This is a genomic window from Pelagerythrobacter marinus (genome assembly GCF_034375205.1).
Taxonomy (GTDB): Bacteria; Pseudomonadota; Alphaproteobacteria; order Sphingomonadales; family Sphingomonadaceae; genus Pelagerythrobacter; species Pelagerythrobacter marinus.
The window spans coordinates 1,913,737-1,930,922 of sequence record NZ_CP139719.1 but is presented as its reverse complement, the minus strand read 5'-3'; the positions used below and the strand labels follow the sequence as shown (position 1 = coordinate 1,930,922).

General features: G+C 65.1%; 27 protein-coding genes. All 27 read right to left on the bottom strand.

The genetic code is table 11. The annotated features are described in order from the left end of the window. Positions 1 to 48 precede the first annotated feature (48 nt). Positions 49 to 462 carry a hypothetical protein gene (locus T8T98_RS09510; RefSeq protein ID WP_322295639.1) on the bottom strand — a complete coding sequence of 138 codons (414 nt, stop codon included), beginning with the start codon at positions 460 to 462 and terminating at the stop codon, positions 49 to 51. Positions 463 to 535: 73 nt separating this feature from the next. Continuing rightward, on the bottom strand, positions 536 to 1,267 hold the full coding sequence (locus tag T8T98_RS09505; RefSeq protein WP_322295638.1) for a hypothetical protein: 732 nt from the start codon (positions 1,265 to 1,267) through the stop codon (positions 536 to 538). Between the two features lie 370 nt (positions 1,268 to 1,637). Further along, a complete protein-coding gene (locus T8T98_RS09500) occupies positions 1,638 to 2,012 on the bottom strand; it encodes a hypothetical protein (RefSeq protein ID WP_322295637.1) in 375 nt (124 codons plus the stop codon). Between the two features lie 41 nt (positions 2,013 to 2,053). Further along, positions 2,054 to 2,284, bottom strand: a complete 231-nt coding sequence (locus tag T8T98_RS09495) for a hypothetical protein (RefSeq protein ID WP_322295636.1) — start codon at positions 2,282 to 2,284, stop codon at positions 2,054 to 2,056. 68 nt (positions 2,285 to 2,352) lie between these two features. Then, positions 2,353 to 2,799 (bottom strand): phage tail terminator-like protein, encoded by a 447-nt coding sequence (locus tag T8T98_RS09490; RefSeq protein ID WP_322295635.1) that lies wholly within the window; start codon positions 2,797 to 2,799, stop codon positions 2,353 to 2,355. Then, positions 2,799 to 3,242, bottom strand: coding sequence for a hypothetical protein (locus T8T98_RS09485; protein WP_322295634.1), 444 nt, complete (start codon positions 3,240 to 3,242; stop codon positions 2,799 to 2,801). Before T8T98_RS09485 ends, T8T98_RS09490 begins: the two co-directional genes overlap by 1 nt. Continuing rightward, the gene (locus tag T8T98_RS09480; protein ID WP_322295633.1) at positions 3,242 to 3,520 is read right to left on the bottom strand and encodes a hypothetical protein; all 279 of its coding nucleotides are present in this window, start codon (positions 3,518 to 3,520) and stop codon (positions 3,242 to 3,244) included. The genes T8T98_RS09485 and T8T98_RS09480 overlap by 1 nt, the downstream gene beginning before the upstream one ends. A 12-nt stretch (positions 3,521 to 3,532) precedes the next feature. Further along, positions 3,533 to 3,760 carry an Acb2/Tad1 domain-containing protein gene (locus T8T98_RS09475; protein ID WP_322295632.1) on the bottom strand — a complete coding sequence of 76 codons (228 nt, stop codon included), beginning with the start codon at positions 3,758 to 3,760 and terminating at the stop codon, positions 3,533 to 3,535. Between the two features lie 137 nt (positions 3,761 to 3,897). Further along, entirely contained in the window at positions 3,898 to 5,106 is a 1,209-nt protein-coding gene (locus T8T98_RS09470) for a structural protein (RefSeq protein WP_322295631.1), read from the bottom strand. Then, positions 5,103 to 5,498: a hypothetical protein gene (locus tag T8T98_RS09465; protein ID WP_322295630.1), complete on the bottom strand. Its 396-nt coding sequence runs from the start codon at positions 5,496 to 5,498 to the stop codon at positions 5,103 to 5,105. Before T8T98_RS09465 ends, T8T98_RS09470 begins: the two co-directional genes overlap by 4 nt. Then, positions 5,495 to 5,761, bottom strand: coding sequence for a hypothetical protein (locus tag T8T98_RS09460; protein ID WP_322295629.1), 267 nt, complete (start codon positions 5,759 to 5,761; stop codon positions 5,495 to 5,497). Before T8T98_RS09460 ends, T8T98_RS09465 begins: the two co-directional genes overlap by 4 nt. Then, positions 5,761 to 6,258: a DnaT-like ssDNA-binding protein gene (locus T8T98_RS09455; RefSeq protein ID WP_322295628.1), complete on the bottom strand. Its 498-nt coding sequence runs from the start codon at positions 6,256 to 6,258 to the stop codon at positions 5,761 to 5,763. The genes T8T98_RS09460 and T8T98_RS09455 overlap by 1 nt, the downstream gene beginning before the upstream one ends. A 72-nt stretch (positions 6,259 to 6,330) precedes the next feature. Continuing rightward, positions 6,331 to 6,618 (bottom strand): hypothetical protein, encoded by a 288-nt coding sequence (locus T8T98_RS09450; RefSeq protein WP_322295627.1) that lies wholly within the window; start codon positions 6,616 to 6,618, stop codon positions 6,331 to 6,333. A 26-nt stretch (positions 6,619 to 6,644) separates the two neighbouring features. Then, positions 6,645 to 7,718, bottom strand: coding sequence for a major capsid protein (locus T8T98_RS09445; protein ID WP_322295626.1), 1,074 nt, complete (start codon positions 7,716 to 7,718; stop codon positions 6,645 to 6,647). 14 nt (positions 7,719 to 7,732) lie between these two features. Next, on the bottom strand, positions 7,733 to 8,221 hold the full coding sequence (locus T8T98_RS09440; protein ID WP_322295625.1) for a hypothetical protein: 489 nt from the start codon (positions 8,219 to 8,221) through the stop codon (positions 7,733 to 7,735). A gap of 3 nt (positions 8,222 to 8,224) precedes the next feature. Beyond that, positions 8,225 to 9,364 carry a preprotein translocase subunit YajC gene (locus tag T8T98_RS09435; protein WP_322295624.1) on the bottom strand — a complete coding sequence of 380 codons (1,140 nt, stop codon included), beginning with the start codon at positions 9,362 to 9,364 and terminating at the stop codon, positions 8,225 to 8,227. Beyond that, on the bottom strand, positions 9,361 to 10,755 hold the full coding sequence (locus T8T98_RS09430; RefSeq protein ID WP_322295623.1) for an anti-CBASS protein Acb1 family protein: 1,395 nt from the start codon (positions 10,753 to 10,755) through the stop codon (positions 9,361 to 9,363). Before T8T98_RS09430 ends, T8T98_RS09435 begins: the two co-directional genes overlap by 4 nt. 45 nt (positions 10,756 to 10,800) lie before the next feature. Continuing rightward, positions 10,801 to 12,213 (bottom strand): phage terminase large subunit, encoded by a 1,413-nt coding sequence (gene terL / locus T8T98_RS09425; RefSeq protein ID WP_322295622.1) that lies wholly within the window; start codon positions 12,211 to 12,213, stop codon positions 10,801 to 10,803. Next, complete coding sequence (locus tag T8T98_RS09420; RefSeq protein WP_322295621.1) at positions 12,210 to 13,079, bottom strand: hypothetical protein; 870 nt, start codon at positions 13,077 to 13,079, stop codon at positions 12,210 to 12,212. The genes terL and T8T98_RS09420 overlap by 4 nt, the downstream gene beginning before the upstream one ends. Further along, positions 13,076 to 13,543, bottom strand: a complete 468-nt coding sequence (locus tag T8T98_RS09415; protein WP_322295620.1) for a DUF2280 domain-containing protein — start codon at positions 13,541 to 13,543, stop codon at positions 13,076 to 13,078. Before T8T98_RS09415 ends, T8T98_RS09420 begins: the two co-directional genes overlap by 4 nt. Before the next feature lie 22 nt (positions 13,544 to 13,565). After that, complete coding sequence (locus T8T98_RS09410; protein WP_322295619.1) at positions 13,566 to 14,144, bottom strand: putative metallopeptidase; 579 nt, start codon at positions 14,142 to 14,144, stop codon at positions 13,566 to 13,568. 47 nt (positions 14,145 to 14,191) lie between these two features. Then, the gene (locus T8T98_RS09405; RefSeq protein ID WP_322295618.1) at positions 14,192 to 14,422 is read right to left on the bottom strand and encodes a hypothetical protein; all 231 of its coding nucleotides are present in this window, start codon (positions 14,420 to 14,422) and stop codon (positions 14,192 to 14,194) included. Beyond that, a complete protein-coding gene (locus T8T98_RS09400) occupies positions 14,419 to 14,601 on the bottom strand; it encodes a hypothetical protein (RefSeq protein ID WP_322295617.1) in 183 nt (60 codons plus the stop codon). Before T8T98_RS09400 ends, T8T98_RS09405 begins: the two co-directional genes overlap by 4 nt. A 1-nt stretch (position 14,602) precedes the next feature. After that, positions 14,603 to 15,352 carry a helix-turn-helix domain-containing protein gene (locus T8T98_RS09395; RefSeq protein WP_322295616.1) on the bottom strand — a complete coding sequence of 250 codons (750 nt, stop codon included), beginning with the start codon at positions 15,350 to 15,352 and terminating at the stop codon, positions 14,603 to 14,605. After that, a complete protein-coding gene (locus T8T98_RS09390) occupies positions 15,349 to 16,701 on the bottom strand; it encodes a replicative DNA helicase (RefSeq protein WP_322295615.1) in 1,353 nt (450 codons plus the stop codon). Before T8T98_RS09390 ends, T8T98_RS09395 begins: the two co-directional genes overlap by 4 nt. Then, positions 16,701 to 16,880 (bottom strand): hypothetical protein, encoded by a 180-nt coding sequence (locus T8T98_RS09385; RefSeq protein WP_322295614.1) that lies wholly within the window; start codon positions 16,878 to 16,880, stop codon positions 16,701 to 16,703. Before T8T98_RS09385 ends, T8T98_RS09390 begins: the two co-directional genes overlap by 1 nt. Next, a complete protein-coding gene (locus tag T8T98_RS09380) occupies positions 16,877 to 17,119 on the bottom strand; it encodes a hypothetical protein (RefSeq protein WP_322295613.1) in 243 nt (80 codons plus the stop codon). The genes T8T98_RS09385 and T8T98_RS09380 overlap by 4 nt, the downstream gene beginning before the upstream one ends. Positions 17,120 to 17,186 lie beyond the last annotated feature (67 nt).

Genomic DNA, 17,186 nt, shown 5'->3' with positions numbered 1-17,186 from the left:
CCGCTTTCCACGCCTCAGCGTTGTCCAGCGACCAAGCGAGGACATCGGTCAGTTTCCCGCCGCTTCCTTGGCGCGCTCGGCGATGCGATCGGCCACCTGGTCGCCGGCCCACTCCACGCCGCGCCGGAACTTGTTGCCGATTCCGTAGTCGTCGTCCGCCGTCAGGATCGCGAGCGCCTTCTTGCGGTCGAACTTGAGCGGCTTGCCGTTCTCGGTGACTCCATCCCAGTCGGTCAGGATATGCTCGGCGAGCGGCTTGCCGGTAGCGACGGTGAAATCCGCAACGCCCTCGTCGGTGTTCAGCTTCTTGCCGCTGCGGCGGGCGAGGCCAGCGGTCGCCGTCCGGAAGGGCTTGTAGTTCGTGCTGCGAACCTTCAGGCGGATGCCGTCCAGGTCCGGGATTTCGTCGACCCACTCGCCTTCGCTGAGGTCCACCTTCTTGCTGATGTTGCCGATATCCATGACTTCGATCTCTCTCGGGTCAGTTCGGGTCTAAGGGCGGTGACCGGACCCGACGGCCGCCGCCCTTAGCTGGTCAGACTTCGATGATGTTCGTGTTGGGCTTCACGCTGACGCCCAGCGAGCGAGGGGTGTTCGCTTCGCCCGCATTCTTTGTGCGCGACAACACCAGCCCGTAGAACATGTCCGTTTCACCGGCAGGCTGCGCAGTCGCGGTGATCGAGGTCGCGGTGCCCCCGGCGGTCGTCTCGATCGCTGCACCGCCGGGGGTCTCGGCAACGCTGAAGGTGGTCGGCGTCAGGCCGGCCTCGACCACGTAGTAGACCGTGTCCGCCTCGAGGCCGGTGGGGAGGTCGCCGCCCTCGGGGGTGAACATGACCGGCGCGCCCGGCTCGAGGCCGTGGCCGCCCGGCCAAGTGACGACGCCGGGCGCTGCAACACTGATGGTCACAACGTCCTCGGCAGCGCAACCCGCGCCCCATTCGATCTTGAAGGCATAGTTGGCGCAGTCGCTGAGCGCCTGACGCAACCGCTGCTGGCCGGGATCGTTCGCGATCGGCGAAAAGCTGTTGTCGAGCGCCGGTGCGTTGGCCGTGCCCTTGATGCTCACATCGCGGCCCGCACCGATGAACGACTGCGTGATCTCCGCGCGCTGATCGCCCACGGCGCCAGCATTGGTCCAGCCTTGGATTTCGAGCCACTCGGGCTCCTGCGCGGCGAAATCCGCCAGCGTGACAGTGAGGTCCGAGGGAAGCGCAACTCGCGTCCCGATGTAGATCTTCGACCCTGCGACAGCCTGCAATGCCATGGTCCGGCTCTCCTGTTGCCCATAGCCGGGCGGTTCCGATGGGACAGAACATTACAGAGAAGATCGACAGGGCGCAACATTCATGCGGCTAGAAGAATTATTCGATCATCGCGCGGGGCGTCACCGCAGCGATCATTGCTCACGTTAGAGGCGGGGACGCGATCGGCGCCTTCGTGCTGGGCTTTCTGTTAGGACCATTTGGCGTCGTCTGGGCGTACTTCCTGCTCGCGGATGAGGACTCTCACGACTCGCGAATGATCGAGACCGGATACCGGAAGCTATGCCCGTCCTGTCAGGAGGTGGCGCGGCCGAAGGCGGAAGTTTGCCCGCACTGCCGGCGTGACTTCACGGCGCTGGACTTGCGGCAGGCCTAGGCGGCCACCTTCAGGCACCGCTTCTCCGCATTCCTCAAGACCCGTGCGATCCACCGCTTGTTGACCGGGTGGCGGTACAGCGCGCTCAGTGTAGTCGCGTCGTCATCCTCGCGGATCTGGAAACGTATCCACGGCTCACCCACGGCGCCGCCGAACATCGCATCGGAACTGAAATCGATGTCGCTTCCGCCCTCGGCCGGGACAATCAGTGCCTCACCCTGCCGATCGAGCTCGCGCGCCATGCATGCGGTCGCCTCGGTCGCCGTCATATCGAGCGCGAGGGTCTGGCCCCAATCGCGGTGAGGATAGTCGGGACCGGCGATTGCAGCTGTGGAGGTGAGGGCGGCGAGTAGGGTCAGGGCGCGGGTCATGGGGCGAGAAGTTGCCATCGAATGACCAGCTTGGCCAGCATCTATCCGAACATGGATCGGTGGGCTTCCTTTTCGCTTAGGCCGAGCCGACGCTGCACGAAGTCGAGCAACTGCTGACCCGCGGCAGTCGGCGCGACCTTGTGACCCTTGCAAGTGGCGCAGTTGAGGCTGGTCTGCATCTCGCCAGGCCTTGCGGGCGGCGCGTCGCCAGTGCCTCCGCAAGCCGTGCATGGCTCCTCTAAGGGCGGCAATTGTGAGTTGTGGCCATGCATTCGTCGTCTCCTGACGGATTTCACAGTGGCCGCATACTAGAGGCGAAGGGCCGGGTCTTCTACGGACATTACATCGACGACCAAAACGCCCGCACCACCGCCACTCGGTAAGCCCCGTCGATGTAGGGCTGCAACGCCGCCGCATCCTGCGTCACCCGCAGCCGGGAAGGTCCGAAGCTCATGCACGTATCGGCGGGGAAATGCGCTGCGATCTGGCCCGCGATCTCCTTGAGCTGGGTGTGGGAGACAGCCCGTGCAATCGGCCATTGCACCGTCAGTATGAGGGTGCCGGTGCGGATGTGGTCGACGCCGGCAGCGCCGCGCCGCGAGATGCCGACACGCTCCGGATCATTCGCGGTGTCCGATAGCAGGATAAACGGCAGCGGATTGTTGCTGCCATCCTTCGGCGGCGTGACGATCGCGCCCGGTTCGAACACCGGCATGGCGGGGTCTGTAACGAGCGTGTCGACGCGGCTCTTGAGCGCGAGCCAATCTGTGGTCTCGATCGATGGCATCACCTGCCTCCCAGCTTGGCGGCCTGCGCCTTCACTATGCCATCCCACTTGCTGGCCGCGGCCTCCGCAAAGCCGAACCCGCTCTGATTGTAGGTCCGGCCGAGGCTGTCATCGCCGACGAAGCCGTAATTCATTCGGCGCGCGTAAATCGCGGTCCAACCGATATATATCGTGTCGCCCGGCTTCAGGCCTGCAACGCCAAGTGAGAAGTCGGCCGACATCGTGTGAACGACGCCTTCTGCGTCCCGCACCGGGGGCTTGTTATCCACCACCACAGACCGCGCGAGGTTGCCTGTCCTGACCGGCACGCGCCCGCCGTTGGGGATCGTGCTCCCGGCTTCCTTCGCCAGCTCCTGCACACTGTTGCGCAGCAGCGCGGTCAGGAGCTTGTCCTTGTTCTCCGCCCACCTGGACGGGTCCACTCCTGACCACCCGGTGGCCATTACGCCGCGACGAGCTCGCGCTTCGCCTCGATGGCTGTGACGATCTCAGCGTTGGTGGCCCCATCTTCGACTTCGACGCCTTCTGCGGACGCGATGGCGAGCAGCTCGGCCTTCGTCTTGCCTGAGAGCGAAGGGAGTTCAGTTGCATCGACCAGCGGCTCTCCCGCGGTCAACAGCCCCACCTTCTCGCGCAGCACCCCAACGGTCAGCCCGGCCGCCTCGGCCATCTTGCCGTGCAAGATCGCGCTGCGGATCTTCCTGCAGTTTACGCACGCCATTGTCGTTCTCCTCTAGGCAGTGATGTGCTTGACGGCCCACATGACCGCCTCTTCAGTCTTGGTCCGCGCAATCGAAAGCTCGCGGCTGTTGCCGGCGGCGGCGATCAGGTTGAGCAGTTCGGCGCCAGCATCCTTGATCGCGACCATCTGCGCTTTCTCGGCATCGCTCAGCACGCGATACTGGTGGCGGACAGCATTGTTGGCGGTGCGGTTGTCGGATGCGCTGTCGACCTGTGCCATTACGAGCCCCTCCTGATTCCGTAGACGATGACGCAGCCTAGAATGGCGGCGACGAGAACGGTCGCGAACGGCCATCCCATGTGGAGAATTTCGGTCATCTGTCGGCTCCTGAATCATCGGTCATCGTCGTTCTCCTTCTACAACCCGTAGGCCCAGTCGATGTCCTGATCGCCCCGGCATCGGCACGAGACGTTGTGCTTGGCGCCGCCGGCCGGGTCGTGCGGGTGCAGCATCAGCGTGCCATCCGGCAGGATGAAATGGGTATCGATGCCGATCACTTCCTTGCCGTGCATGGCCAGATGCTGTGCGCGCGCGTTCTCGATCCCGCCGCTGTGATACCAACCCTTGGTGACCGCCTCGCCGGGCAGTCCGGCCCTGTTGAGCGCCTGCTTGGTCGCTTCGGCCCGTGCCATTTCGACGCCGCTTGCCGTCTCGGTGCGCGCGATGTCCTCAGCCCGGCGCGCCAGTAGCCGATCGGAGTACCTCGCTGTCATTTCGTCGACCTTGGCGCGGGTCAGCGGGTTGCGCTTGCCGGCAGCAACGTCGCGGATTGCACGCTTGATCTGCGCATCGAAGCGCCGGTCGCGCAGGGTCAGGCCCGTGCCTTCGATCCACTCCCCGTCGTCGCCGAAGCGGCCGAGCACCTTCATCATTTCCTCTGGATCGTCCGATAGGAGCCGCGCGCGCATGCTCTCGACGTAGCCTGCCTGCGGGTCAGACAGGCCGATGATCCCGCCCTCGCGCCGCTTGCTGATCGGGTTGATGCGACCTGCGATGTCGGTGGCGATGTTCTGCGGGCCTTCGCCGCGAGCGAAACCATCGGCGATGACGCGGCGCGCGGTCTCGATCTGCTCTTCGACATAGCCCGCCACGCGCGCAGCTGCCTCGGTCCTGATCTTCTGCTCGGCGCGCGGGTTCGTCATGTCGAAGCGGAAGATGACCTTGCCGCCGCCCGGTGCGTCGAGCGTCGGAGGGTTCCGCGGCGGTTCGCCCGGGCCAGAGGGTCCGGTGGCGTCAGGATCGGCAGGCGGCGTCAGAACAGGCGAGCGCAGGGCAGGGTAGGAAGTATCGCGCTTGGGCCGCGCTCTTGCCCGGCTCTCGGTGAGCAGCTCGGCCGTCTTCTCACCGGCCTTCGCGAACCCGTTCTGCTTTTCCATGACGTAGACCGTGAAGGCGCCGCGCTCGATGTTGAGGGCGTCGATGGCCGTCTCGATGTCACCCTCGCGCAGAGCGGCAACGAGCAGCGGGAAGTTGATGCCAGAGCGCAGGATAGCAATCGCAGCGAGGAACGCGGCGGCAAGCGCCGGCTCCAGTTCGTCGATCAGCGATTGCAGGTCGTCGTTCATCGCCGCACCAGGAAGCGCACCGCGCAGACCGTGCCGACAGCGGGGATGTTCTCGATCTTGAGGACTGTGACGGGCGCGCCATCGAGCTCGAGCACGTCAGCGGGCTCGTAGGCACCGCCCCATGGCGCGACGATCACCTGCAGGTCGGTGGCGACGATCTGGCCTCCCGTTTCGACGGGGAGGCCGACAAGGTCCTTGCTGACGCCTCGCGCGGCGCCGTCGAGCGCGGTTCGCGTGTAGGTCGGGGGCAGGGGAGGGTCCCATGGATTCGGCCCCGGTCCTCCGGGTACTTCGCGCACGATCTCGATCTTGCCCTGACCCAAGCCACCTTCGTCGGTGGGTGCGAGCAGCTCGCGGGCCATCTGGGCCATATCGGCGTAGAAGTCGCTCACGGCAGCCTCACCAGAGGCGAAGTCTCGATCAGATGGCGATCGGCGCCGACGAGATAGGTGTTCTCGATCGTCGTCTCGACCCCATAGGAGGTATAGCCGTCCGGCGCGGCTGCCTCGGCCTCTTCTCGGGTGAGATAGATCGAGCCGCCGGGATACTCCTCGCCGGGGTTGCGTGGATGCGGGCCGCGTCCGAGCTTCATCGGCTGCCGTTGCTCGCGGAAGAAGCGCTCGTAGTTCTCGCGGTGGCCGATGGTGTAGAGCATCAGCAGTTCCCCAACGTCCACATGAACGCGCCATCCTTGGCGTCGCAGATGAACTGTGAGAGCAGGCCGTCGATCGTGCTGTCGATGAATGACGGGCCGCCGCCGACCTCTGCCTTGCCGTCGTCGAAGAACTCTCTTTCGATGACGTCAACCTTCTGCCGCTTCACGCGCGATCCTGCGGTGCTGGTCGAACCAGCGAGGATCCCGGGCGTCTCGGCGTCGAGCCACGCGGCGCGGTAGGAGGCATGCACCACGGCCGGCGGGATCACGTCATCGGGAATCTTCACGGTGCATTTCATGGTCGCGCCGGTGCGGGGCCATGCAAGCTCCTGCACCACGCCGCTTGCGCGGGTGCCGGTCCAGAATGCCTCGTAGCCGTCGACGTAGGCACTGCCCCGAGCGCGCAGGACGGCGGGTGTGGGTGCGCCATCGGGCAGGGTATAGCCCTGCTCGGCGAGCCAGGTCGTAAAGCCTTCGTCGGTGCCGTACGCTGCCATATCGGTCCTTACGAAAAGGGCCGCCGCCCGGTGTGAGCAGCGGCCCCGATATCTGTCTCAAACCCTCGCGGTTCAGGCCTTGGCGGCTTCCTCGCGGGCAAGCTCGATCGCCGAGACAATGTCCGCGTTGGTCGCGCCTTCCTCGATCTCGACATCCTCGGCCTTGGCGATCTCCAGCAACTCGGCCTTGTTCTTGCCGGTCAGGGCGACCGCTTCGGGTTTGGCGGCTTCCTGCACGACCTGGTAGCGGCCAGCCCAGCCTGCGGGCGGATCGCCATCCATATCAAACTCGGTGCCAACCGGGAGTTCACCCTTGGCGCCGTAGATGCCGCCTGCGATGATACGGATGCGTTGCTTCATGGGTCTTCTCCTTCGCTACCCGATGATCAGGCGTTCACGACCACCGAGTAGAACACCCCGGACTTGCCGTTCACGTCCGCGCGGATATCGAGACCCAGCGCGCCCATGATCAGGAAGTTGTAGTCGTCGACCGGGTTGAGGCGGACGGCAGCGGTCGTCGAAACGGCCATGCCGATCAGCGGGCGAATGTAGTCGGCGCGCGGCACGAACCCGAAGAACTCGTTGCCGCTGAGTTTGTAAGTCACCTTGATCTGCTTGATCCGGCGATTGGTCAGCAGGAAGTCCCAGATACGGCCGCCCTTGAAGCCCGCCGAACCGCTGTACTGGCGATCCCAGTTCCGGGCAATCTCCGGCGAGATGTACAGGTTAACCGGCTCGGTGATGAGGTTCGCATCCAGCATTGCGCCGAACGGCCCGGTGAAGAACGCGTCGATCTCGTCCGCCGTGGTGGTCGGATCGGTGAGATCGATATTCGCACCGCCGACTGCCGAGCCGAGGTTGATCGACTTGGCGTAGGGGTGGTTCTTGATGCCGTAGCCGGTCGCACCCTCGAAGGTGAGCGAGGTATCGCCGTCGAGGACGTAGTCGGCCATGTCCTCGCGGATCGCGGCGGCATGCGCTTCCTGGTCGTCCGCCAGCGCGTCGAAGTTCTCCGACTGCAGGCTGTTCCACTCGCGCCACGAACGCCCGTAGCCGGTGTTGAAGATCGGAACGAGCGTGTTGCGGTAGTCGTAGTCGACCTTGCCGAGAACTTCCGGCACCTTGCCGCTGATCGAACGGCGGACCAGGCCCGCGTCGCCGCTGACACGGTGGCCGAACACGATCTTGCCGATGTGGATCGGCCGGGCGAGCGGCATCAGGTCGGCCATGTAGGCCTGACCCTCGTCGTCGCGCATCACACGGCAGGTGATGGTGTCCATCTCCAGCCATGCATCACGCGGCAGGACGGCCGCGGCGTTCGTGACGCCAGCGGCGCTGCCCATCAGCGGCGCGAGGTTGTCCTCGGTCGCGTGGAAGGCATCGCGCTGGGCGTTGACCTCACCCCACCACGCCTGATGCGGGCGGCTGTGGGTGAGGAGGTTCTGAGAGAAGTAGCGCATGTTCGTGGCCCCCGTTATGCCGCTGCGGTCAGGTAGCTTGCCGAAGCCGCGGGGCGGATACGGACGAGCTGGGCGCTGCCGGTGTCGTTGTTGTAGATCTCGTCCGAGTAGGCGACGACGAGGTCACCAAGCGCGGCGATAGCGAGAGTGCCGTTGGCGCCGGGGGTCAGGGCGGTGCCGACAGCGTCGATGTTCACGCCCGTCGCGACGCGCGCGGCGTAGTGCGTGTCGTCCTCCATCTCGAGGCCGAGAACGGTGTCGCCGCGCACCTCGGGAGGTCCGGCCGCATAGGCGGTATAGGCCGCGTCGACGCTCTTCTGCGCGAGATAGTTCTCCTGCGCGAGCCAGACCTTACCGACCGTGGTGGCACCGGCCAGCGTGAACCGGCCGGCAGTGAGGACCATCAGCGAGCCCGGCGTGATCGCCGCACCGGCTTCGGCTTCACGAACCTGCGGATCGTTGCGGCGGGCGGGACCGAGATGGATGCGAGTGTAGCGTGCCATGAATCAGTCCCCCTCGGGCGCGGTGTAGGTCGGCTTGCCGCCGTCCTGCTTGAACGCGCGGTTGACGCGGTACGCCGCGGCGGGCGTCTTGTGCTTTTCGAGCAGCGCATTGAGCACCGAAGCAGTCGCTTCCTTGGCGACGGTCTCCTCGAGCAGACCCGCTTCGATGACCTTGTTGGCCAGTTCGAGGCGATCGGCTTCGGCCTTGTCGGCGGCATCCTTGGCCTGCGCTTCGAGCGCATCGGTCAGCGGCTTCACCGCGTTCGCGACTGCGGTGGCGATCGTCTCGGGAATGGCGGCGACGGTGTCGGACAGTGCCTTCACCTCCCCCGACAGTGCATCGAACTGAGCTTTGTCCATGGCGTCCTCGTTCGTGGTCAGGGCGTCGCCCTTGTTGATTTCGGGCGTCGGGTCGCCCTGGATGAGCCGAGTGATATAATTTTTAGCTTGTTCAATCAAGCCTAGACGTTCTTTTCTTTCAACCGCACGCAACATGCTTTCGATGGACCAGCCCATATCACGGTCGATGTCATCCTCGAGCGAGCAGTTGATGACGTCGATCTTCTCGCCGTCCGGGGCGGCCGCGGCGTTCACCAGCAGGCCCACGCCCTGCTCAGGAGTGGCAGCACCTTCCTCGCCGAGAAGGATGGCGTCGTGGTCGAACACGATGTCACTAGCCTCCCAGTCGGCTTCGTCGTCGTTCTGCACCGCGGTCAAGATGGCATAGAGGCCGGTCGAGGAATGGATCGGGTCGCCCTCCTCGATCGCCTCCAGCACCGCCTTGCCGCCGTCGAGCTGGTTGGCAGTGGCGACGTCGATCACCTTGTCGAGCCAGACCCGGCCGTTCTCGCGGCGGACGTTCTTGTTCCATGCGCCGATCCACCCGCGCGCGAGGCCTTCGGGGTCCTTGGCCGACACGAAAGCGCCCTCGATCGTCGGGTGGCCGAGTGGGGCGGGGGTGTTCTCCAGCGACCCGAACGCCTTGGCGATTTCGTCCGCGGGGTAGCGCACCCGGTTCATCACAATTCCGTCCGGCATGGTTGCGCTCGGGACGACGATGTAGTCGCGACCATCGCGGCGTTCGCGGCGGATGGCCGCGTTGTTGATCGCGTGACGGACGTTGATGCGGACTTGCTTGGTCATGGTTCTACCTCATCGTCGGGCACGATCTCGGTCTGCCCATCCTCGGCCGTCTGCCGCTTCCGCTCCTCGCGCTCGGCAAGGAACTCGTCGAAGCCCTCGACCTCATCGGCCGGCGCATACCCCGCCTCTTCCCGGATCTCGTCGGGCAGGAACACGGGCTCGCTGCCCTGCTCCTTGTTGATCTTCGACATCTTCTCGGCGCGGGCGAGCTTGTCGTCGGGCGAAGCCTCCAGCAGCGAGGCCCACCCCACGGTCCAATCGCGCTTCTCCAGCACGCCCCATTCGACCAGACGATCGATGAACTCGTTGAGGATCGGCAGGACGCGGTTCTCGCGGCGCGACATGCACGTCTCGGCCCACTCGACCTTGTCCTCTGTGCTCGCGCGCTCCCCGGTAATGTTGCCGACGAGGATCTTGAACGGGATGCTCATGGACGCCGCGAACGACTGCACGCACGGCTCCCAGAATTCCTTGGGTTGCGGCAGGGTGATCGTCATCGGCTTGGCCGAGAAGCCGCCGAGCATGAGCGCGTTGTCGAAGCCGGCCTGGAACTGCTCGACCTTGTCGTTGAGTTTGTCCTTCACGTCGTCGACCGAGGCTGCGTTCATGCCTCGGCGCAGGTCATCGGGTGTGACGCCTTGCGGTGCCTCGATGATCGGCGCGCCCCGTGCCGACTTCCAGAACCCTTCCCCGCCAGCACCCTTGATCTTCTCGGCGTCTGAAACGTCGTTGTAGCCCGGCTCCAGCGCGGATCGGCAATTCAGCGTGCCATCGTCCGACCAGATGAGCATGCGGTCGCGGTGGACCCGAACGTGGCTCTTCTTCGCGTTCAGCGGGTCGCCAACGGCCTGCTCGTCGAACTGGAACCAGAGCGGCTCGCCATAGGTCTCGCTAAGCTCGTCATCGTCCCACTCGGCCACGGTGAGCTGCCCCTGCCAGGCCGGAATAATGCCGGCGACGTTCTCGATCCCGCGCGCCACGCGGTCGACCGGCTCGTCGAGCTTCCTGCCGTCCCGCAGGAGGATGATGGCACCGGCGTACTCGCCGACCATGCTGCGGCGATCGGCGTCCATGAACGCGCGCCAGATGTTGCGCTTGGCGAAGTGCCGTCGGATCGCTTCCTCGGCTGCGCTCTCGGCCGGCTTCTCGCTCTCCCACAGCGCAGGTATCGTCTGCCACGTCTTCGCGATAGTCTTGTCGACGGCAGCGGCGGCGAGACCGGAGCGGCAGTACATGCGGTAGAAGTCGTCGAACCCAAGATGCTCGGGCCAGCCATAGTCTTTCGCGTAGTTGTGTTTGGTGCTGAACCCGTAGGCGTACGGGAAGAAGCGCTGGAGTACATCGCGCGCCCGGTCGTAGGCATTGGCCATAAGGGAACGTTGTGCCGCCATGGCATATCGTTACCGGATGCTGCGCAGATGCGCAATAATGTTGCGCTAGAGGAACCAGCCAGTCTTTTGGTTGAGCGACACGACTTCGAAGGCGCGCGACGTGCTGTCCGCCGTGTCGTCGTGCTTCGCGGTCGGAAATCCTTCGAGGTTCGTGAACCAGCGTTCGTTCCAGTCGCCGCGCAGCACGTCGACATTACCCGCCTCGCATTGTGCCGAGAACGGCCCGAAGCGCGTCACCTTGTCGCCCGTCTCGGTCGATGACCGCACATTGTAGCCAGCGAGCATCTTGACCATCTGCGCGACCTGGCTCTTGCCTGCCTGGCCGGGATCCTGCGGGAGCGAGATTTCGACGTCGTAGCCATCCTGCGATGCGGTGTTCTGAATGAAGCGCTCCACACCGGCAGGGGTCGACTGCGTGTAGTCGTTGTCGACCACGATGTAGCGGCCCTCCGGGGTCCGCCCGATCTTGGTCGTGTCGGTCGCGTCCGGATCCGGGTTCTCGGCAGTGGGCGGCGTGGCAGCAAGGTCGTAGCCGCGACCGAACACCGTCCCGGCCGGAACAGCATCTACCACGCGGCACCATGAGCGCTGGAAGTAGAGCCCAGCGGCCGGCCTGATCTTCCAGTTGCCACCGAGAAGCCGCTCGCGCTCGACCAGCGGCAGGGCAAGCAGCGAGGCCATGTAGCCGGGATCAGCCGCCATGAGCGCCTTGTTGTCGGTCAGCTTGGCCGGGATGAACGTCAGCGACTTGGGCGGGATCGGAACGCGGTTTCCGGCCTCGTCGAGCATGGTGTATTCGGCGAGGTCCTGAGGCTGATCCGCCCACTTCAGGTCTTCACCAACACGAACGAACCAGCGAAGCACGCCCGACCGTTCGGGAATCGGCAGGCCGGTGTCCTGGTCGATCCACCACGCGATGAGGTCCGCGACCCAGCTATCCGCGTCCGGGTTGCAGGTCGCGCGGATGTAGGGCCGCACGCCGCACATCGAGCGATTGCGGCTGACCATGTACCAGAACTGCGTCGGCGTGAAATGCGTCAGCTCGTCGAACTTGATGAGCGGGATCTGCGATCCCTGCCAGTGCAGCCGGGTCTTATCGTGCTCCAGGTGGGCGAAGCTGGACGTGGCACCGCTCGGCCACTTCCACGTCAGGACGTGCTCTTTCGGCTCCCCTCCCGCGAGCGGGTAGAGCCCCATGCTCTCGTCCCAGAGGCCGCCCTCGTTGCGAATCTGGACAGTGGAGCGGCGGAACGTGACCGAGCCGAAGCCGGGGTTGCCGATGTGGCGCAGGTCTTCGAGCAGCAGCGCCCATGTCTTCCCGCCGCCTGCCGAGCCGCCGTAGATGGCGATGTCGGCCGGCGAGGCGAGGAAGGCGGTTTGCGGGCCGGGCTGGGGCTTGATCGTCTCGGCGGTGATTGCCGGGCCGCCATTGTGGCCGATCTTGGCGGGGGCGTTCATGCTGCCTTGTCGTGCGTCATCGGCTCCAAAGTGGCCGCAGCAGCGCGCACCGACCGCAGGGCATTCGCAAGTGCCTGTTCGACACGCTGCACACGCTCGTCGGCGCTGCAATCCGCTTTGAGCTCCGCGATACGGCGGCGGATAGCGAAGACGCTGACGCCATCATCCAAGCCGAGCCATTCGATCAGTTCGCGCTTGGCCGTCTCGTACTCGGCAGCCTGCTGCTTTGCCTGCTGAATGAGGGATTCGCGGTGCGCGGCGGCCTCTCTCTCGATCCGTGCCCAACGTTCACGACGCGCATCAGCGGCCAGCCTCGCGTCATCCTCGGCGGCGGCAAGGTCGCGAGCCGCCTTCGCTACCGCGTCACCGAACTTCTTGCGGACGGCCTCATGCTCGCGCCACAATTCGGCACGCCTGGGCTGAGGAACGGGCGCGGTCACTGTCCGATTCACCCCATCGATGAGCAGCTTCATGCAGGCATCCATCGGAAGGCTCACCGGGTTGCGCGTGGCCTTCCGAACATGCCGCCATGTCGCCGCCTTCCGCACGATCAGCCCGCAGCTAGGCGGGATGTCGGCGGCGGTACAAAGGCCATCAGGGACGGCGAACACGACGGCACCAGCGAACTGCAGGTACTTCTGCCACTTGCCCGACGTCGTGTCGCTGCGGAGGTCCGATCGGCTGATCTTGCACTCGTAGGCGGTCGGCAGAGGTCTGCTGTAGCTGCGATCGAGCGTGTAGACGTCGGGACGGGGCGAGCCGCTCGGACCAAGTTGCATGTCGGTCCAGACCATGCGCTTGTCCGAACGGAGGTGCTGCGCCAGGTCGGCCGCGAGCTCGTCGTGCTTCCATCCGTGGTCGCTCACCCATCCCTCCCATTATCCGGCAGCGCAAAGATCGCGACCGGCGCGGCAGGCGCCGGCAAGTCCTTCCCATCCTTGCCCGTCAGCTCACGCCGGTTCGTATAGGCGTTGCCCATCTCCTCGGCGGCCTGCTTGTGAAGCTGCGCGGCGAGCGGGAAGTTGCCCTTGGCTTCGGCCTTCGCCGCCATGCGCTGGAGCGCGCGCAGGCGGGTGCTGCGATGCGCGATGGCGATCTGTGACGAGTCCTCGATGAACGACTTGCGCGCCTGCTCGAACATCGCCCGCCACTTCGGCGCAAGGTTCTTGCCCGCCACCTTCGTCGGGTCGTACTTCTCGACGTTCTGGCGGGTGACGGTCACGCCGAATTCCTGGTTGACCGCGTCGACGACCTGCGACGGCGTGTCGAAGCACGCAAGTGCTTGCACGATGAAGGTTTTCACGTCGTCGGTCAGTTTCGATCTGGCCATGTTATCGTCTCTCCAAGGTCAACTAGGCCGCGGCGCGCAGGCAAGTGCCGCAGACGCCATCGAGGTCGGCACCATCGATCAGAGGCTTTGCGTTCGCGGCGTCGACGAGCGTCCTCACCCCGGCAGCGTCAGCGCCGTACCTGCGGACGACACCGGTGAACTCCTCGACGTCATGCCCGCGGATGGCGAAGATCGGCTTGCCCGTCTCGCGGTGGAATGCCGGCATGCCATACTGATCGAGCTTCTGCGCAGCGTGGTAGAGTTCATGCTCGACGAGCGCGCAGAACGTCGCATCGTTCATCCCGTCGCATGCGGGCGCGGAGAAGGTGATCAGGAAGTCGGGCATGGCACCGAACCATTCTTCGATCTGCTGAATTGCTCGGGCCCGCTGCCATTTACCCATGGCCATCGGCGGCATCAACTCGGTCTGGCCGAGGACTTGGCGCATGTTCCGGGTGTTGTCGCAGTTGGTCCACAGGATTCCGAGATGCGCCTCGGCGAGGTGTGCGTGCTCCTCGTTCACGAGCGGGCCGTCACCGGTGATGAAGGTCTCGGCGATCCAGTCGCGCAGGTCGGGCGCGGGCTCGAAGCGGTCGAGCATCTCGAGGTTCGACAGGTCGACCAGGTGGCGGGGCGGGAGAGGTCGCGTCACAACCCTGGCCCCTCAACATCCGCCCAGTGCGTCGCACCCGCGACGACACGCCCCACGGCGTCGAGCCATGTGCCGCACCACGAGCACAGCGCGGGATAGCTGCCCACCCAGAGCAGCACATCGCGGCCATCTTTCCGATCATCAGGAACGGCCTCGATCGACCGCCACGCGATTGGAGTGCTGCTGGCCGGGGCGTTGTCCTGCTCAATCGTGGCTACGGCGTTCATGGCGTTGCCTCCTCGGGGCTGATGCTGGCGATGTTGTCGAGATAGCGCTGGCGGCGTTCGGGCGAGAACTGAGCCAGGCGGCGATCGCGATATTCCGGGTCAGGCCGCAGCGTGGCGCGGAGGGCGCGTTCGGTGCGGGCCTTGCGGATCCGGGCGATGAGGTCGGTGAGGATGGGCATGTCAGGCTCGGTGCTGTTGCAGCTGGTGATCGAGGAAAGATGGTCCGGTCACGCTCGGCGGCGCGCGCTGGTGGTGATCGTCGACGACCCAGGCGGCCTTGAAGCCCCGCCATGAGCGGGCCACGCACTCGGTGAGCGCGTCGTTCATCCGCCATCCCGCTTTCCCGGCCTCCTTGCGGATCGCGTTGAGCGCGGTTTCGGTGATCGGGGCCTTCTGGCGTTCGCGGAGCTTGCGGAAATCTCGCCACACCGTCGGATCAACGTCCTCCGGACATTCGATGGGCGCGCGCTCGCGCGCGCTAGAACCTTTAGGTTCTTTGTTCCCTTGTTCTTCTTTGCCCCGCTGTTGCCCCGCTGTTGCCCCGGACGTTGCCCCGCTGTTGCCCCGCGCGCCGTTTTCGGGGTCTTGATATTTCTCGTAGTTACAAATGGTTATGATGCTTTGGCCTTGCCCCGCTTTGTGTCCGGCGGTTGCCCCGTTTTTTGAACGCGTCGCGATCATGCCTTCGGCGCGCAAATCGGCGAGGAAACGGTCTACCCGGCTCTTCGACATGCCCCATTTCTCGGCCAGAAATCGCTGTGAGAACGACAACTCGCCGCGCTGCAGCGTGATCGTTTCGCCCTTAATGCGTGTCGTCGTCGGTTTCCATGCCGCGTTGGCGATGAGCCAGAACCACGCGCGGAACCGCTCCGCGTCCTGCAGGAGCGGGTGGTCGAGCGCTTCGCGCTGCATGGCGATGAAGCCGCTCATCCACGCACCGCCTGATAGGCGCCATGGAACTCTCCATGGGCACTGCCCTCAACCCCATTCCGGCGCTTGGCGACGATGAACTCGATCTTGTTCCGAGCCTTCTCCATCGCCTCTTCCCAGGCAATGCGCTTCGGGTCGGTTACCAGCGGCTCCTCCTTGCGCAGGTAGTACTCGGCCCGCATCAGGAACATGACCGCGTCGGCGTCCTGTTCGATCTGACCGCTGTCGCGCAGATCCGATAGCTGGGGGCGTTTGTCGGGGCGCTTCTCGACCTCGCGGCTGAGCTGAGCGAGCGCAAGGATTGGCACCCCGTGGTCTTTCGCCATGGCCTTGAGCGCGCGCGACACCTCCGAGACGGCCTCGTAGTTCGATCGCGGCCGGGCGTCGGGAGAGAGAAGCTGGAGATAGTCGATCACGACCAGTTCCAGCTGCTGCCCCTTGGCTTCCATGCGGCGCGCGTGACGGCGGATGAGGGACGAAAGCCGCCCGGTGGTGAGGCTGCCGGCGTCGATCACTTGGAACGGCAATTCGCGCATGTAGTCGCGTGCTTCGTGCAGCAGTTTGTGCTGATCGGCCGTCAGCCGAGCGTCGCGGATCGCGGCGAAGGGGATAGGGTCGCGGTCGAAACAGAGGTCGGATGCGAGACGCTGCGCCAGTTCACGGCTCGACATTTCGAGCGAGACAAACAGCACGCCGTGGCCATTCCTGGCCGCACCGAGCGCGTAGGAAAGCGCCACGGCCGTTTTGCCCATACCGGGGCGACCGGCGCCGATGACGAGCTGCTTGGGCCTCAGGGGGCCGAGAACGTCGTCCAGAGACGGGATGGACCGGCAGGTGACGCCAATCGACTTCTCGGAGAAGCCGCTGATCAACTCGTCGAAGCACTCTCCACCAGTGGGCTGGTGGAGGCTGTCCTTGCCGTTCTCGGTCAGCGCCTCGTCGGCGTGGGCAATGATCTGCGCGTGCGTCGCATCCATGTCGCCGCAAAGCGCTTGCGCTTCGGCGAGACCGTCCCTGATGCGCCGACGACGCGAGAGATCTGCAATCGAGTGCGCCAGGTCTCGAGCCGAAACTGCAAGACTCGCGCCTCCCGTGAGCTCGGCAAGATAGCGCGCGCCGCCGAGTTGCTGCAGATCCTCGTCGCGTTCGAGGTAGGGTTTCAGAGTGACCGGGTTTGCGGCGCGGCCTGCCGAAAATTCTGATACCGCCAGGTCGAATATTCGCCCGTGAACCGCATGCGAGAAATCGCCCGCGGTCAGCCTGTCCGCGATCGCGTCGATCACGCTGTTCTCGAACAGCATCTGGCCGAGCAGTTCAGTCTCGGCCTCGAGGTTCTCCAGCGCTGCCATTACGCGACCACAAAATGCTTGTGCCATCGGGCATAGGCTTCATCGCGAAGCCGCCCCCAGGCGCGGTTGTCGAAAAGGGCGGGGTTCGCGCGCTGCTGCTCGAGCATCGCGCGGTACGCATCCCACGCCTCACGCTCAGCGCGCGCGTGCACGTGGATGACGGGGACCGCCTGCCTCATTGGCGCTCACCTGCAGCCGCGACGTCGCTGCCGACTGAGGAACTGGCGCGATCATCATTCGCGTTCGTGCAATCGGCACGCGATACCGCGTGGTAGAGGCGCCGGCTCTCGAGAAGATCGGCCATCCCATACCGCCGAGCCTCGCGATAGAGCCCTAGCAGCTTGCGCTCGGTTGCCTCGATCATTTCAGGCATTCGACGCATGCGCTGGTAGGCGTACTGCTGCTCGGACGTCGTCATTGCGACCTCCGATCCGCAAGCTGTCGGGGGTGACAAGCAGTAGGCGCTACGGTTTTGAGGAGGCGGA